This window comes from Candidatus Ponderosibacter sp. Uisw_141_02 (genome assembly GCF_048087665.1).
Classification (GTDB): domain Bacteria; phylum Pseudomonadota; class Alphaproteobacteria; order Puniceispirillales; family Puniceispirillaceae; genus UBA3439.
Window position 1 is genome coordinate 1286208 of record NZ_CP159807.1, and the last position, 16679, is coordinate 1302886.

General features: G+C 51.8%; 16 protein-coding genes and 1 tRNA gene. 12 read left to right on the top strand and 5 right to left on the bottom strand.

The genetic code is table 11. The annotated features are described in order from the left end of the window. Positions 1-283: 283 nt before the first annotated feature. Positions 284-375 (bottom strand) — tRNA-Ser (locus ABXT40_RS06530). Positions 376-594: 219 nt separating this feature from the next. Here ABXT40_RS06530 and ABXT40_RS06535 point away from each other — a divergent pair. Then, positions 595-1545 carry a LysR family transcriptional regulator gene (locus ABXT40_RS06535; protein ID WP_443644827.1) on the top strand — a complete coding sequence of 317 codons (951 nt, stop codon included), beginning with the start codon at positions 595-597 and terminating at the stop codon, positions 1543-1545. Between the two features lie 13 nt (positions 1546-1558). Here ABXT40_RS06535 and gatB read toward each other — a convergent pair whose 3' ends face one another. The 3 genes from gatB to gatC are packed head-to-tail and all read right to left on the bottom strand — an operon-like array spanning position 1559 to position 4781. Further along, the gene (gatB, locus tag ABXT40_RS06540) at positions 1559-3016 is read right to left on the bottom strand and encodes an Asp-tRNA(Asn)/Glu-tRNA(Gln) amidotransferase subunit GatB (protein WP_443644828.1); all 1458 of its coding nucleotides are present in this window, start codon (positions 3014-3016) and stop codon (positions 1559-1561) included. Then, on the bottom strand, positions 3013-4494 hold the full coding sequence (gene gatA, locus ABXT40_RS06545) for an Asp-tRNA(Asn)/Glu-tRNA(Gln) amidotransferase subunit GatA (protein ID WP_443644829.1): 1482 nt from the start codon (positions 4492-4494) through the stop codon (positions 3013-3015). The genes gatB and gatA overlap by 4 nt, the downstream gene beginning before the upstream one ends. Next, a complete protein-coding gene (gene gatC / locus ABXT40_RS06550; RefSeq protein ID WP_443644830.1) occupies positions 4494-4781 on the bottom strand; it encodes an Asp-tRNA(Asn)/Glu-tRNA(Gln) amidotransferase subunit GatC in 288 nt (95 codons plus the stop codon). Before gatC ends, gatA begins: the two co-directional genes overlap by 1 nt. 90 nt (positions 4782-4871) lie before the next feature. Between gatC and ruvX the strand changes: the two genes are divergently transcribed. The 11 genes from ruvX to ABXT40_RS06605 all read left to right on the top strand — a co-directional run bounded on the left by ruvX (position 4872) and on the right by ABXT40_RS06605 (position 15800). Then, positions 4872-5342: a Holliday junction resolvase RuvX gene (gene ruvX / locus ABXT40_RS06555; protein ID WP_443644831.1), complete on the top strand. Its 471-nt coding sequence runs from the start codon at positions 4872-4874 to the stop codon at positions 5340-5342. Between the two features lie 77 nt (positions 5343-5419). Continuing rightward, on the top strand, positions 5420-6391 hold the full coding sequence (locus ABXT40_RS06560; protein WP_443644832.1) for an aspartate carbamoyltransferase catalytic subunit: 972 nt from the start codon (positions 5420-5422) through the stop codon (positions 6389-6391). Further along, positions 6388-7674: a dihydroorotase gene (locus ABXT40_RS06565; protein WP_443644833.1), complete on the top strand. Its 1287-nt coding sequence runs from the start codon at positions 6388-6390 to the stop codon at positions 7672-7674. Before ABXT40_RS06560 ends, ABXT40_RS06565 begins: the two co-directional genes overlap by 4 nt. Positions 7675-7711: 37 nt before the next feature. Beyond that, the gene (gene plsY, locus ABXT40_RS06570) at positions 7712-8317 is read left to right on the top strand and encodes a glycerol-3-phosphate 1-O-acyltransferase PlsY (RefSeq protein WP_443644834.1); all 606 of its coding nucleotides are present in this window, start codon (positions 7712-7714) and stop codon (positions 8315-8317) included. A gap of 69 nt (positions 8318-8386) precedes the next feature. After that, positions 8387-8587: a hypothetical protein gene (locus tag ABXT40_RS06575; protein WP_443644835.1), complete on the top strand. Its 201-nt coding sequence runs from the start codon at positions 8387-8389 to the stop codon at positions 8585-8587. After that, entirely contained in the window at positions 8490-9371 is an 882-nt protein-coding gene (dprA, locus tag ABXT40_RS06580; protein ID WP_443646972.1) for a DNA-processing protein DprA, read from the top strand. The genes ABXT40_RS06575 and dprA overlap by 98 nt, the downstream gene beginning before the upstream one ends. Before the next feature lie 50 nt (positions 9372-9421). Then, entirely contained in the window at positions 9422-9487 is a 66-nt protein-coding gene (locus ABXT40_RS06585) for a hypothetical protein (RefSeq protein WP_443646973.1), read from the top strand. Positions 9488-9653: 166 nt separating this feature from the next. Then, entirely contained in the window at positions 9654-12290 is a 2637-nt protein-coding gene (topA, locus tag ABXT40_RS06590) for a type I DNA topoisomerase (RefSeq protein WP_443644836.1), read from the top strand. Further along, a complete protein-coding gene (gene rnr, locus ABXT40_RS06595; RefSeq protein ID WP_443644837.1) occupies positions 12291-14609 on the top strand; it encodes a ribonuclease R in 2319 nt (772 codons plus the stop codon). A 93-nt stretch (positions 14610-14702) separates the two neighbouring features. After that, positions 14703-14870, top strand: coding sequence for a 50S ribosomal protein L33 (gene rpmG / locus ABXT40_RS06600; protein ID WP_443644838.1), 168 nt, complete (start codon positions 14703-14705; stop codon positions 14868-14870). 27 nt (positions 14871-14897) lie between these two features. Then, positions 14898-15800 (top strand): ROK family protein, encoded by a 903-nt coding sequence (locus ABXT40_RS06605; protein ID WP_443644839.1) that lies wholly within the window; start codon positions 14898-14900, stop codon positions 15798-15800. A 34-nt stretch (positions 15801-15834) separates the two neighbouring features. Here ABXT40_RS06605 and ABXT40_RS06610 read toward each other — a convergent pair whose 3' ends face one another. Further along, positions 15835-16662: an EipB family protein gene (locus ABXT40_RS06610; protein WP_443644840.1), complete on the bottom strand. Its 828-nt coding sequence runs from the start codon at positions 16660-16662 to the stop codon at positions 15835-15837. Positions 16663-16679 lie beyond the last annotated feature (17 nt).

Here is a 16679-nt window from a genome sequence, read left to right on the forward strand (position 1 = left end):
GCATCATTTTTCAAAAGATTGCAAATTTTTTGCGGTGACTTTCCGAGGTGAAAAATAAATTCTTTGAAAATCTATTATGGGGTGGACCCTCTAGTCATAATCCATCCCGCCGGGGACCTATAACACGGGGGCTCTCCGGTGAATTAAGTGGCGTCTACATTGCCCTGGCGCTCAATGACAGCGGCAGAATATAGTTAACACCAGTCAAGTGAGAACACAATGGCATGCATAATGGTATACAATTCAGAAAATTACTCTAGAGAGCTTAGTTTCCAGGGGATAATGGCGGAGGGGAAGGGATTCGAACCCCCGAAAGGAATTTCTTCCTTTAACGATTTAGCAAACCGCCGCCTTCAGCCACTCGGCCACCCCCCCGCCGGGGTCACAGGATTGGCCAGTAAAATCTTGGCCAGTTCCCATGCACGTATTGCACGGCGTATGCTGTCCTTTCTCTAACTTCGATTTCCTCGACTGTCAAATACCAAAATCACCTTTTTGCCGGTTTTGATATTGTCAAAACGGGTCAAAATGCGCCACCCTAAACCAATGGTCGTCAATCGCGGCCAAACAACTCCGAATTTGAGAAAAACAACGATGGATCAACTGGCATCAATGCGCATCTTTTTGGCAGTCGCCGAAGCCAATGCCTTAAATGGTGCTGCGCGCCAGCTTGGGCTGTCGCCATCGGCGGTTTCGAAACATATCGCCGCCCTTGAAAACCAGCTTGGCACTCAGCTTTTTACCCGCACCACCCGCCATATTGCGCTTACCGAAGTTGGCGCATCATATCTGGAAAAATGTCGGCAAATTCTGGCTGATCTTGACAAGGCCGATGCTGAAGCGCGAAGTGCCAGCGGCACCGTTCAGGGGCATTTGCGTGTCGAAGCCCCACCCGGTTTTGCACACCGCCATGTGGCCCCGCACCTGCCAGCTTTTTTAAAACAATTCCCACATTTGACAATCGAGTTAAAGGGCAACGACATTCCCAATGATATGATCGAGTCGGGCTTTGATCTGTCGATCCGTATCTCGCCGCAAGGCGACCATGACCATCTTGTCTATACTGAACTTGCCCCCAACAGCCGCCGTCTTGTCGCAACCCCAAAATATCTTGCCGAAAAAGGCATGCCGAAAACCCCAAATGATCTGGCACGGCATCAATTGATTACGCAAAGCGCCACGAGCAGTGGCAATTTTTGGCATTTCAAAGATGATGATGGCAAGCCAAGCACCATCCGCGTTCGCGGCAATATCATGGCTGATAATGGCGATGCGATTATTCGCGCGGTTATGAATGATGGCGGCATTGCCATGCTTCCCAATTACATGACGGCCGATTATCTTCGTGATGAGTCCTTGACAACGGTTCTGGATCAACTGGTGATGGAAGACCATCCCATCCATGCTGTTACCGTGCCAAGCCGCCATTCGATCCCGAAAATTGAAGCATTTCTGGCATATCTTTGGTCGCTTTATCAGCCAGTGCCTTATTGGGATGCGCTTGACGCGTCACCAAGTGAGGCCACGCGCCGCGCCGATATTTAAACCGCGTTTTTGATCACGCGCCGTCGAGTTTGCTTCGCAAAATCTGATTGACCATACCCGGATTAGCCTGACCGCCCGATTGCTTCATCACCTGACCAACAAAAAAGCCAAATAATTTGTCTTTACCGCCGCGATAATCGTCGACCTTATCCTGATTGGCGGCAAGCACCTGATCAATCAAAGCCTCGATCGCGCCGCTATCCGACACCTGCTTTAATCCCTTTTCATCGACAATGGCCGCCGCCCCCTTGCCGGTTTCAAACATATCAGCAAACACGTCTTTGGCGATACGTCCTGAAATCGTGCCATCACTTATCAAACCAACCAGCTCGCCAAGCTTTTCAGGGCTGATCGGGCAACTTTCAAGGCTCTTACCTGATTTATTCAATGCCCCAAACAATTCAACCGTCATCCAATTGGCAACAAGCTTGCGATCACGGCCATCACTGGCAGCTTCATAATAGCGCGCCGTGTCACGCTCTTCGGTGATTACTGACGCATCATAGGCCGATAATCCATATTCCCCCATCAAGCGGTCACGAATATCATCGGGCAATTCCGGCAATGCCGAAGCCAGCGCATCAACCTCGTCTTGGGTGACAATCATCGGCAATAGATCAGGATCAGGGAAATAACGGTAATCATGCGCATCTTCTTTGCTTCGCATTGTCCGTGTTGTCCCGGTGGCGGTATCAAATAATCGGGTTTCCTGATCAATCGCGCCGCCATCTTCGATAATTTCAATCTGGCGGGCAACTTCATAATCAATCGCCGCCTGAATAAACCGAAGCGAATTCAGGTTTTTGGTCTCGGTTCGTGTGCCAAGCGGGCCATTCGGGCGGCGCACCGACACATTTACATCGGCCCGCAGCGAGCCTTCTTCCATATTGCCATCACATGTGCCGAGATAGCGCAAAATAGACCTTAATTTGCGAACATAGGCTGCCGCTTCGGCAGCCGAGCGCATATCGGGCCGCGAAACAATTTCCATCAGGGCAACGCCAGTCCGGTTCAGGTCGATATAGCTTTTCGTCGGATGCTGGTCATGCATTGATTTGCCAGCATCTTGCTCAAGATGCAGCCGTTCAATGCCAATATCGCGCGTGCTGCCATCGGCCATGACAATCCGCAATGAGCCCTCGCCAACAATGGGGTCTTTGAACTGGCTAATCTGATAGCCTTGTGGCAAATCAGCGTAAAAGTAATTTTTACGGTCAAAAACGCTTGTCAGATTAATCTGCGCTTTCAGGCCAAGGCCGGTGCGGATGGCCTGATAGACACATTCCCGATTGATTACCGGCAGCATGCCCGGCATTGCCGCATCGACAAGTGACACATTTTCATTTGGCGCCGATCCAAAGCTGGCGGATGCGCCGGAAAATAATTTGGCGTTACTGCTTACCTGCGCGTGAACTTCAAGGCCGATCACGACCTCCCAGTCTCCGGTGCGGCCTGTTACAAGATCGCTCATGCTGCGCCTCCTGCCATGCGTGCTGGTGTCATGGTAAATCCGGCTGCCTGTTCAAGAACCCCTGCCACACGGTAAAGGCTGGCCTCATCAAATGGCCGGCCAAGGACCTGCAGCCCAAGCGGCAGGCAGTCACTTGTCACCCCGCCGGGAACCGCAATCCCCGGAAGACCGGCAAGATTTGCTGGCACTGTGAAAACATCATTCAAAAAATTGGTCACTGGATCATCAATTTTGCGGCCAACCGGAAAGGCGGCGGATGGCGTTGCGGGGGTCAGAAGCGCGTCAACGGTCTGGAAAGCCGCGTCAAAATCGTCCTTGATAAGACGGCGGACTTTCTGCGCTTTCAGATAATAGGCGTCATAATAGCCTGCCGACAAAACATAAGTACCGATCATGATGCGGCGCTGAACCTCTTCGCCAAAACCGGCGGCGCGCGTGGCCTCATACATGCCGTCAAGCGTTTCAGCGTCAACCCGCATGCCATAACGAACACCATCATAGCGGGCAAGGTTTGATGAGGCTTCGGCTGGTGCAATAATGTAATAGGCCGGAAGCGCATATTTGGTATGCGGCAGTGACACATCAATCAGCTCGGCGCCTGCATCACGAAGCCATGCTTGCCCCTGCTCCCACAAAGTAACAACTTCGCTATCCATGCCATCCATGACATATTCTTTAGGCACACCAATTTTCATGCCCTTTACCCCATCGCCAACAGCCCCGATCAAATCTTGAAGCGGGGTCTGTGTTGAGGTTGAATCCTTGGCATCATGGCTGGCCATTGCCATCATCATCAATGCATTATCAGCCACCGTACGGGTGAATGGCCCCGCCTGATCAAGTGACGAGGCAAAGGCTACAATGCCCCAACGCGAACAGCGACCATAGGTTGGCTTTAATCCAACAACACCGCAAAAAGCGGCTGGCTGGCGGATTGAACCGCCGGTGTCGGTTCCGGTTGCCAACAGCGCCGACCGCGCGGCGACGGCAGATGCCGATCCGCCAGATGATCCACCCGGAACAAGATCGACTTTGTCTTTGCCCTGCCACGGATTAACCGCCGGTCCATAGGCACTGGTTTCATTGCCAGATCCCATGGCAAATTCATCACAATTCAATTTGCCAAGCATAACCCCGCCAGCCGCCCAAAGATTGGCGGTAACAGTGCTTTCATAAGGTGGCACAAACCCTTTCAGGATATTCGAACAAGCCGTGCTGCTAATGCCCTTGGTGCAGAACAAATCTTTCACACCAATTGGCAAGCCTTCAAGCAAGCCCGCCGCCCCAGCGGCAATGCGCTTATCCGATTCAGCCGCCATTGCAAGCGCATGATCGGCCGTCAAAGCCACATAATTATTCAAACCAGCCGTGGCTTCAGCCGCGCCAAGATAAGCCGTGGTAAGCTCAACGGCCGAAATTGCTTTCTTGTCCAGCGCCTCGCGCGCGGCAACCGCATTTAAACCCAATAAATCAGACATTATTCAACAACCTTTGGCACGACAAAAAAGCCACTAGCGCCTTCTGGAACATTGGAAAGGACATCAGGAAGACGGTTCCCATCAGTCACGACATCATCGCGCATCGGCAAGGCATGACCGGTAACGCTTGCCAATGGCTCAACATTGTCGGTATTTACTTCATCAAGTTCGGCAATCCAGTTCAGAATGCCATTTAATTCGGTGGCAAGAGGCTCAAGACGGTCATCTGGAACATTAATTCGGGCCAGACGCGCGATTTTTGCCACTGTGGTCTTGTCAACGGACATGTCACTGTGCTTTTTGCTGTTACGAGGAAAAATTCAACAGGTGACTTATCACTCAGCATGACAATCTGCAAGATAAACGATGTAAACGCGATGATTTCAACAGGCCAACGCCTGCTTGGACTTGATATTGGCAAGAAAACCATCGGCCTTGCCTTGTCCGATGCAGGGCTGAAAATCGCCTCGCCAGTGAAAATTCTCTATCGCACCAAATTCACCCCCGATGTCGAGTCCCTATTCAAGCTGATTGATGACAAGTCAGTGGGTGGGTTGGTGCTTGGCTGGCCGGTGAATATGGATGGCAGCACCGGCCCCCGCTGTGATTCGGTCCGTGACTTTGCCCATGCGTTGATGAAAATCAGGGATATGCCAATTGCATTTCAAGATGAAAGGCTGTCAACGCGCGCCGTGGAAAGCGCGATGATCGCCGCCGACATGACCCGCGCCAAACGCGCTGTACGCCGCGATGCGCTTGCTGCCTGCTGGATTTTGCAATCGGCACTTGATGCGATAAATGACGAGGCGTCCCGCAATCAAACCACATCGACAAGCATAAACGATTAAAAGGCCTGCCTTTTGGTTTTTCAATCTTGCATTTAACGCTAGACCCGCGCGACCGGTTACGGTAATAAACTGGCTCCATGACCAAGCAGGACTCCAAAGGCGTTCATTCGCACGAAATAACCGGCCCTGTCGCCCTGACCAGCCGGCATCTGCTTGGCATTGAAGGCATGTCCCCCATTGAAATCCGAAGCCTGCTCGATCGCGGTCATATGTTTGCCGACAACCCCCATGACGGGGTTAGCGATGCGCTCAAGGGCAAAACAATCATCAATCTGTTTTATGAGAACTCAACACGGACTCGCGTTTCTTTCGAACTTGCCGCCAAGCGGCTAGGCGGATCGGTTCTCAATATTTCGGTTGCCGGATCATCGGTCAAAAAGGGCGAAACACTGCTTGATACGGCGACAACGCTGAATGCGATGCATCCGGATATTCTGGTGATACGCCATAATTGCTCGGGCGCAGCGTTATTGCTAAGCCAGCATGTTGATGCGGCGGTAATCAATGCTGGTGATGGCCGCCATGAACATCCGACCCAAGCCTTGCTTGACGCGCTAACAATTCGCCGGCGCATTGGCCGGATTGAAGGGCTGAAAATTGCCATTTGCGGCGATATCGCCAACAGCCGTGTCGCGAGGTCAAATATCCATCTTCTTGGCACGCTTGGTGCTGAATTGCAGCTTGTCTGTCCAGTTACCCTTCTTCCTGCTGATATCGGCAATATGGGCGTTTCGGTCTATACTGATTTCGAGGCAGGCATTGAGGGCTGTGACATTGTGATGATGCTGCGCCTGCAAACCGAACGTATGGCCGGAACCGAAACGCCGTCACAACGCGAATATTTCAACCTGTTTGGCCTTGATAGCGGTAAATTGATGCGCGCCGCGCCAAAAGCGTTGGTCATGCATCCGGGACCGATGAATCGCGGTGTTGAAATTGACTCGGCAACGGCAGATGATGTGGAAAAAAGCCTGATCCGCACGCAGGTGGAAATGGGCGTTGCTGCCCGCATGGCCTGTCTTGAAGCTTTGGTAACGAGGCAAACATGACCGCGATCCGCTTTTTCAACGCCCATATCATTGACCCGTCGCAATCAATCGACGGCATTGGATACCTCGATATTGTTGACGGTGTTGTCGACGCTATCGGGCATGGCACGCCGCCAAAAGCTGGAAAATTTGAACAGGTGATTGATTGCAAATCATCCTGCCTGTCGCCCGGCATTGTTGACATGCGCGTTCAACCGGCCGATCCGGGATCAGAACATCTCGAAAGCCTTGCCACATTGTTGGCCGCTGCTGCCAATGGCGGCATCACCGCCTTGGCCTGTCTTCCCGACACGCGGCCAGTAATTGACGAGGCCAGCGCCATTGATTCGCTATGCCTTCGCGCGTCACGCATTGGCGGCTCTCGGCTTTACGCTTATGGCGCGGCAACAAAATCACTGGCTGGCACCGAAATGGCTGAATTAGGGTTAATGGCCGAAGCGGGTGCCATTGGGTTTACCAACAGCACAACATCAATTAATGATAGCCTGATTATGCGCCGCCTTCTTGCCTATAGCAGCATGCTCGACAAGCCATTTATCCAGCATTGCGAAGATCATGCGCTGACCGCAAATAGCGAAATGAATGAAGGTGAGACATCAACAAGGCTTGGCCTGCTTGGCAGCCCAAGCGAAGCTGAAGTGATTATCATTGATCGTGATTTGCATCTGCTTCGCCGTACCGACACCCGATATCATGTTGCCCATATATCAACGCGTGCAGGAATCGAGGCAGTTCGCCAAGCCAAAGCCGAAGGTCTGGCTGTTACCGCCGATACATCCCCGCCCTATTTCCTGCTCAATGAACTGGCCATCAGCACCTATAACAGTGCGTTCAAACTGTCACCACCATTGCGAAGCGAAGATGATCGGCAAGCAGTGATCGAAGGTCTTGCCGATGGAACGATTGATGCAATTTCTTCTGACCATATGCCGGTTGACCGCGACGCCAAAATGCAGCCCTTTGGACCAGCACAACCTGGCGCATCAGGCGTTGATACTTTGCTGGCGCTAAGCCTTACCCTTGTCCATCAAGGCCATATCTCCATGCCCCGCATGATTGAGGCGCTTAGCCTTGCCCCAGCGTCAATTCTGGATATGACGGGTGGAACGCTAAGCCCAGGCAGTGCCGCCGATTTTATCTTGTTCCGGCCCAATAGTAGCTGGATCATTAACGGCGCAAATTTCAAATCAAATTCGCGGATCACACCTTTTGAGTCGCACCCGGTGCAAGGCATTGTCGACGCGACCTATGTTGATGGTGCTGCCATATTCCTGCGCCAATAAACTGGCCGGAACAGCTTTAATCAGGAACGATAATTAAATGTTTGATGATGTCGGGTCGTTTTTTCTTGTGGCGTGCTTTTCCTATGGGCTTGGCAGCATTCCATTTGGCTTGATTTTGACAAAACTGGCTGGTGCTGGTGACATTCGGCAAATCGGGTCCGGCAATATTGGCGCAACAAATGTGCTGCGAACCGGCAATAAAAAACTAGCCATTGCAACCTTGATTTGTGACGCCAGCAAAGGTGTCGGTGTGGTTTGGCTTGTTGGTCAGACAACCACGCCAGCCCTGACAGCCCTTGCCAGCATTCTTGTCGTTGCTGGTCATTGTTTCCCGATTTGGTTGAAATTTAATGGTGGTAAAGGCGTTGCGACCAGCCTTGCCGTCATGGCCGCGCTTGATTTGTGGCTTGGTGCGGTTTTTGTGTTTGTCTGGCTGTTGACTGCGTTTTTGTCGCGCTATTCATCATTATCGGCATTATTGGCGATGGCGGCTTGTGTTGTCGCGGGGTTCGGCTTGCTTGACTCCAACATGATCAAAATTGCCATTCTGGTGCTTGGCGGCATTGTATGGACTCGTCACCATACGAATATTGGCCGTCTTTTTTCGGGTACCGAAACCAAAATTGGCGCAAAAAAATCCTAAAACATCCGATCAAAGGGATAATCCTTTTCCGTTAACCGTCTGTTAAATTAGTGCCTTTAAGATTTTGGCATGGATGAACGTGAAAAACTAGCGCGGATCCAGTTGATCCAAACGCGCCATATCGGGCCAATGACATTCAGTCTTTTGATCCAGCGTTATGGAAGCGCTCATGCTGCGCTTGCTGCGATTCCTGATCTTGCCGCGCGTGAGGGAACACAAACTATCGATCGCAAGCCTTGCCGATGCCAAGGCCAAACTTGCTGCGAATGACGATGCTGGTGCCAAACTGATCTGGCGGGACAGCGATTCCTACCCGCTTCGTTTAGCTCAATTTGATGACGCGCCGGTCACTTTATCGACGCGGGGCAATTTGCATCTGCTGCATAAACCGATGATTGCGCTTGTTGGAGCGCGCAATGCTTTGATCAATGCCATTCGCCATGCCGAAACGCTAGCGCGCGAACTTGGCGAGGCAGGCTACGAGATTGTGTCAGGCATGGCGCGCGGAATTGATGCCGCTGCCCATCGCGGTGCTATGGCAACGGGCACGGTTTGGGTGATTGCTGGCGGCATTGATATTATCTATCCACCGGAAAATCGCGCCCTGTTTAAGCAAATCGTTGATGAAGGATTGCTTTTGGCCGAAATGCGCTCAAGAACCGCGCCGACCCCACGTTATTTTCCAACACGAAACCTAATTATCGCCAACCTTGCACTTGGCGTTGTGGTGATCGAGGTAGCGGCCAAATCAGGATCATTGATCACCGCGCGTGAGGCTGGCGAACGCGGCAGTGAGGTGATGGCCATTCCCGGATCGCCAATTAATCCAAGATCAAATGGGTACAACCAGCTTATCCGCGTTGGTGCAACCCTTGTGCAAAATGCGGCTGATATCATCGACGCGGTTGACCAGCACCGCACCGTTGAAATTCCCCCTAAAAAACAATATGGATTGAAATGCCACAAACAACTTTTACCGACGCAGACATTTCAAAATGCCGCGAGATCATCATTTCAGGGCTTGGCGGCGAACCGGTTGGTGTTGAAAATTTAATTGCATGATGCGACCAGCCATCTGCAGTCGTCTGGGCGGTCATTCTTGAATTGGAATTGGCGGGTCAGTTAACCCGTCATTATGGCAATCGCGTATCACGTCAATTTGAATTTTGATGGCTTTGAGTAAAACATCAGTGGCAAATACCAGCAGTCAACCAGCCATGCAATCAGGCTGAATTGCCCTCAAAACAGGCTAAATTCCAAAAAAACCATTAGAAATTTTGACAAAACCCATTTTTGCCTTTATCGCAAGCCCTTCACAATATAGTAGGGACAAGTGATGAAAGTCGTCGTTGTCGAATCTCCAGCCAAGGCCAAGACCATCAACCGTTACCTCGGTGATGGCTACAAGGTGCTTGCGTCTTATGGTCATGTTTGCGATTTGCCAAGCAAGGACGGATCCGTTCTGCCTGAAAATGACTTTGAGATGAAATGGCAAATTTCAAGCGGCTCTGAAAAACATCTAAAAGATATCATTACCGCGCTGAAGGGTGCGGATAAATTGATCCTTGCGACTGACCCTGACCGCGAAGGCGAGGCCATTAGCTGGCATGTTCTCGAACAGCTAAAAGGCACGAAACATCTTGATGGTGTTGATGTTGAACGGGTTGTCTTTAACGAGGTTACCAAAACCGCGATCCTTGCCGCCATGGATAATCCGCGTCAGTTGGATGTTGAGCTGATTGATGCTTACCGGGCGCGACGTGCGCTTGATTATCTTGTCGGCTTTTCGATCTCGCCCGTTTTGTGGCGCAAATTGCCAGGATCAAAATCTGCTGGACGCGTGCAATCGGTTGCGCTGCGCCTGATTTGCGAACGCGAAGCCGAAATCGAAGCCTTTCAGTCACAGGAATATTGGAGTGTTGAAGCGGCGCTAGGCCTTGCTAGTGGTGACAATTTCACGGCGCGGCTTACCCATTTGGACGGCACCAAGCTTGGCAAGCTTGATATCACATCCGAAGCCCAAGCCACCCAAGCCGTCACTGCCATTTCAGCCGCCAAGCTTGCCGTTCAATCGGTCGAGACCAAGCGCGTGCGCCGCAATCCGCAACCGCCCTTTACCACGTCAACCCTTCAGCAAGAAGCCTCGCGCAAGCTTGGCTTTTCCGCAAGCCGCACGATGCAGATCGCGCAAAAACTATATGAAGGCATTAATATTGGGAGCGAAACCACCGGCCTGATCACCTATATGCGAACCGATGGGGTTCAGCTAGGCGGCGAAGCGATTGCCTCAATCCGCCAGAATATCGACCAGAATTTCGGCAAGCGTTATCTCCCAGATGCGCCGCGTATCTATAAAACCAAGGCGGCAAACGCTCAAGAGGCGCATGAGGCGATCCGCCCAACCGAAATTGCACGCCACCCCAATGAAATGCGCGCCTTTCTTGATCATGACCAATCACGGCTTTATGAATTGATCTGGAAACGCGCCATTGCCAGCCAGATGCAATCAGCTGAGCTTGATCAGACCGGTATTGATATCGGTGATGCGGCAAACAGCGTTACCCTACGCGCCAGCGGTCAGGTGATAGTTTTTGACGGCTTTTTATCGGTTTACCGCGAAAGCAAAGACGCCGCCCAAGACAATGGCAATGCCGATAGGGCTAATGGTGATGGCGACGATAATACCGCCCTTTTGCCGAGCATGGCCAAAGGCGACCAGCTTACTACTCATAGTGTCACGCCGGAACAGCATTTCACCCAACCGCCACCGCGCTTTACCGATGCCAGCCTTGTCAAACGGATGGAAGAATTAGGCATTGGCCGTCCATCAACCTATGCGTCGATCATTCAGGTTTTGCAAAACCGCGATTACGTCATCAAGGATAAGGGCCGGTTCACACCTGAAGATCGGGGCCGGTTGGTTTCGACCTTCCTTGGCAATTTCTTCGATCGCTACGTTGAATATGATTTCACTGCCCAGCTTGAAACCCAGCTTGATGAAGTATCGGCTGGCAATCTTGATTGGAAAACGCTGCTAGCGCATTTCTGGGGTGATTTCAAAACTGCCATTGATGGCACCAAAGATTTAACCATCACCAATGTTCTTGATGTTCTTGACGAAGAATTGGGGCCACATTTCTTTCAGGCTGATGAAACTGGCGCATTGAAACGAAGCTGTCCGAATTGTGATAATGGGCGTCTTGGGCTAAAGCTTGGCAAATTCGGTGCCTTTGTTGGCTGTTCGAATTATCCAGAATGTAAATTCACCCGCCAGCTAGCAAGCCAGAATGACAATGCTGATGGCGACGCGCCCCTGACCGATAAAGAGCTTGGGCCTGATTCGGTTTCGGGTCTCCCTGTCTATTTGCGGAACGGACCTTATGGGCCTTATGTGCAAATTGGCGACCCTGAAACCAAAAAACCAAAACGCGCCTCCTTGCCAAAAGGCACAAGCGCATCATCGCTGGATTTAGAAGCCGCACTTGGCTTGCTGGCGTTGCCACGCGATATCGAGCCGCACCCCGAAACCGGTGATATGATCCAAGCTGGTCTTGGCCGGTTTGGTCCCTATTTAAAATATCAGGGCAAATTTACCAGTCTTGCGCCCGATGATGACGTTCTTGAAATCGGCATCAACCGTGCTGTTGATCTTCTTGCTGAAGCCGCCAAAAAGGCTGGACGCTTGCTTGGCACGCATCCATCGGGCGGTGAAGTTCATGTCAAAAAAGGCCGGTTCGGCCCCTATGTCGAACATAACAAGCTTCGTGCCACCTTGGGCAAAGCGCATGACATTGCAGATATCAGCCTTGAAACCGCGCTAGACTTGCTGGCCGCCAAGGCAGCCAAAGGCCCCGCAACCGCAAAAAAAGCGGCACCGAAGAAAAAAGCCACCGCCAAAAAGACAGCGACCAAAAAAGCTACCGCCAAAAAAACCGCTGCCAAAAAAACCGCTGACAAGCAGAAAGCGGTCTAAATGGCGCGTAAACCGGGTGACTCCCGCCCAGATAATGCGCCGGAAAAACTGGCTATGCCCGATGAGGCATCGGTTCTTGACTATATTAACAGCTGCGCTGTCCCGCCAAGCCTTCGCGATGTCACGCGCGCCTTTAAAATTGGGCAGGATCATCGCGCCTCGATGCGCCGGATGCTGCGCGATATGGCCGAACGCGGCATTCTTGCCGGCGATCGCCGCGGCATTGCCGCCCCCGACACATTGCCTGAAATAGCCGTTCTTGAACTCACCGAATTTGACGATAATGGCGATGGCATGGCGCGTCAGGTTGGAAATGACGGCGAAAACCAGCCTGAAATTCGCGTCATTCTAAGCCGCCGCGCAGGACGTGCGCCCGCTGTTGGCCAGCAGGTACTTGCCCGCCTTGCCCGTGTTGGTCCCGCCTTATATGAGGCGCGCATCATCCGCGTTCTTGATCGCCAGCAAAAGCGTCTTTTTGGCGTTGTTGTTCCCGCCGGCAAAGGGTTTCGCCTGCAACCGGCCGATCGTGGCAAACGTGACAGCCTTGTTTTATCGGCACATGATAAAATCACCCTCAAGGCTGGCGATCTGGTCGAGGCTGAATTACTGCCCTCACGCGGTTATATTGGCAAAAATGCACGGGTTATCACCAATCTTGGCAATGCCGGATCACCTGGTGCTTTCAGCGCGCTAGCCCTTGCCGAATTTAGCATCAGACATCAATTTCCCGATGCAGCAACCAGCGAGTCACAGGGCTTAAAGATTCCGCCGATAAAAGGCCGGCGTGACCTTCGCGATCATCCGCTTGTGACGATTGACGGGGCTGATGCGCAGGATTTTGACGATGCGGTTTTTGCCGAACCAGCCGAAAATGGCGGTTGGCGTCTTCTTATTGCCATTGCTGATGTGTCGCATTACGTCCGCCCTGACAGCGCGCTTGATCAGGAAGCGCGCAAACGCGGCAATTCGGTTTATCTTCCCGATCGTGTTGTGCCAATGCTTCCCGAGGCGATCTCGAATGATCTTTGCTCGCTGCGGCCGCATGAAGACCGCGCGGTGATGGTTGCCGAAATCCAGATTGATAAAAATGGCAAACGCCTATCGCATCATATTGAACGCGCCTTGATCCGGTCACATGCCCGATTAACCTATGATCAGGTTCAGGCGGTTTTTGATGGGGTAATGGATGAGGCTGATTGCGATGTGCCGCATGGCTGCCTTCACGCATTGTTCGGTGCATGGCGGGCGCTTAATCAAGACCGGCAAGACCGCGAACCCTTGGCGCTGAACCTGAAGGAACGCCGCGTTGTTATGGATGAAACCGGCAAAGCCATTGCCATCTCCCAAAGGTCGCAAACCGAATCGCAACGTTTAATCGAAGATTTCATGATTGCGGCCAATGTCGCCGCGGCCGATAGTTTGATTGCCAGCCGCCAACCGTGTGTCTTTCGCGTTCATGACACGCCTGACCCTAAAAAAGCGGCCAACCTTTCCAAGCTTGCCGAATCTGTTGGCGGCAATTTCACCACCGGACAGGTGCTTCGCCCCCATCATTTCAACAAGGTTCTGGCGCTTGCCGAAAACACTCCTGATGCATTAACGGTGAATGAAGCGGTATTGCGAAGTCAGGCAAAAGCTGTCTATAGCATCGATAATATCGGGCATTTCGGATTATCACTTCGCAATTATGCACATTTCACCTCGCCAATCAGGCGTTATGCTGATCTGCTTGTCCATCGTTCGCTTGTCGATGCCGCCGCGGGCCGAAAAACCGGTCCAAAGGACGGCTTGAAAGGCATGTCGCTTGACCAGATTGCCGAAATTTGCACGCATATTTCCGAAACCGAGGCCAATGCAGCCGCAGCCGAACGCCGTACCATTGACCGATTTGCTGCTGCCCTTTTTGAAGCGCGGCTTGGCGCGGTGGTTGATGGCATAATTGTCGCCATTACCGGTTTTGGGGCTTTTGTCCGGCTTGAAGATGGTGCCGCTGACGGATTATTGCCGCTGAACGGCTTTCCTGACGATTTTTATGACTATGATGAAGCGGCGCAATCGCTCGATGGGCGGCATAATGGTTGGCGCTTTGTCATGGGGCTGTCTTTGCGGGTCAAAGTGACCGAGGTCACACCAGTATCAGGCGGCATTCTTTTGGAATGGGTTGAAGGCGGCCTGCAAAGCGAGATATCTGGCCGGAAATCAGCAAAATACGCAAAAAAACATGGTGCCAACACATCGGGGCGTGGTAACAGAACAAAGTCGGGCAATGGCCGCAATGCGTCAGGGCATGGCAAAGGGTCGAAACGAAAAAGACGATGATCTGCGCTTGACATTTGTTGCGATTTACCCCAATTTGCGCGCAGTTTTCCAAGACGGGTCCAACCAAAGACCCTTAATTTAGGAGTATGTGTCATGGCGAAGCCAGCGACCCTGCAAATCAAACTCGTAAGCACAGCTGACACTGGTTACTTTTATGTGACCAAAAAGAACCCTCGCACCAAGCCTGAAAAGCTTGAGCTAAAGAAGTATGACCCACGCGCACGCAAGCATGTCATCTTCCGCAAATCAAAAATCAAATAGCCTGACAATCGGGCCAAAAGGCCGGATATGTATTTAGGGCTATCAATTGACAATAGCGTGATAAACGCCGCCATCCTAAACGATGGCGGTGATTTTGTTTGGCAAGATAGTCACAGCCTTGACCATGACAAAATGTCCAATTTGCTGGAAATTTGTGGTTCTCTGGTTGCAAATGCGGCCACAGCGCATCCCGACCTGTCCCAGTCGATTGCGGTTAGCGCACAAGGCGGCTTTATCGGCCAGCCAAGCCCGCCTGACGGCCTGAAATGTCTTGCTGGTGCAGATTTAAAAGCAAATCTACAAGCTAGCCTAGGACGTGCTGTTGCCTTGGCAAGCCCCGGACAAGCCCTCGCCCTTTATGAAAGCCGTTTTGGCGCAGCAAAAGATAGTGCCGTTGCCTGCGCTCTTTATCTGGATAATCATGTTTTTGGCGGCGTGACCTTTGGTCAAAAGCTATGGCGCGGTGCCAACCGCACTGTTGGCGCATGGGGTCATACCCCACTTGCCTGGCCAGTGCCGCACGAACTTGATGGACGCGATTGCTGGTGTGGACGCAAAGGGTGCCTTGATTGTTTTTTGTCGCTTGGCGGATTGGAAACCGAGTATCACAATATCACCCAGACACGCCTTGATATCAAAGCGATTGCCGCCGCCGCCGATGCCAGCGATCTGGTCGCGTCAAGCGTTTTGCAGGTCTTGGATGACCGCATTGGCCGAACCACGGCGATGATCATCAATATGTTTGATCCTGATGTGATTATTCTTGGAGGCCGCCTTGCCGGTCTTGACCGGCTTTACCAGAATGTGCCGCGCAAATGGCCCGGCTATCTTTTGGTTGAACGCAATGAAACGAAATTGCAAAAAGCCAATCAAGACGCGTTTACGCTGGCCAAAGGCACAGCCTGTCTCGCCACCGATCCGGCCATCTAGCCATCACCATGTCAATTGCGATCACAATCAGCACTTAGGGACAGGTTGGCGTTTCGACGCTTTCCAGCTTTAACAATTTGGCAATGATGGTAAAATCACCATAATCAATGACATATCGTCGAATCACGCCATTTGGCTGCATCGAATATTGAATTTCATACTCAGGTGCGGCCGCTGTCGCCGCTGGTTTGAAATAGGCAACCTGAACTGGCCAATAGCCATCTTGGCCAAATTCACCCATCTGAATGGCCGCCACTTCGCCGCGCCACCCGCCAATAACCGTATTGGTCGACAACAGCGCATCATCAGGCTTGGCACCGGTAAATACTGACGCGGCAAGCATGGTTTTGCCATTTTCGGCGCTATCAATAATGGCATTCAAATGCCGCATCGGAAAATAAGTGTCGGCTGGTAAAGCCAACGCCACCTCATCAGCCATTGAAAAATACGCATCGCCGCCGCCAGTTTTTATTTCGGCAAAGCCACCAAAATCTTTTGCCGCTTCAAAGCTGCTATTTTCGCTGATCTCGAAACTATACATGTCGCCTTTGTCGGATTCCCATGATTCAAAGCGCGACAAAATCCGGTCACGGCTGCCTTCTTGGCCGCCGAATTCAATCAGATATTCTTCGTTAGAACGCCATCCATCGCAATCACGATCAAGCGTAAATGCCGATCGGCCACTAACGGATTGCACATTTGAGTTCTGGTCAGCGACACCAAGCTGCATTTCATAAAATGCGCGATGCGGCGTCACCGTTGCGGCAACAACCTGATTGCCAAGGCCGAGAGCGCCTACCAAAATCACGATGGCTGTTGTGGCGTTTTTGATCTTTTCAGATGGGTTTTGAATTTTTATCATGCATAAGATTTAAGAGC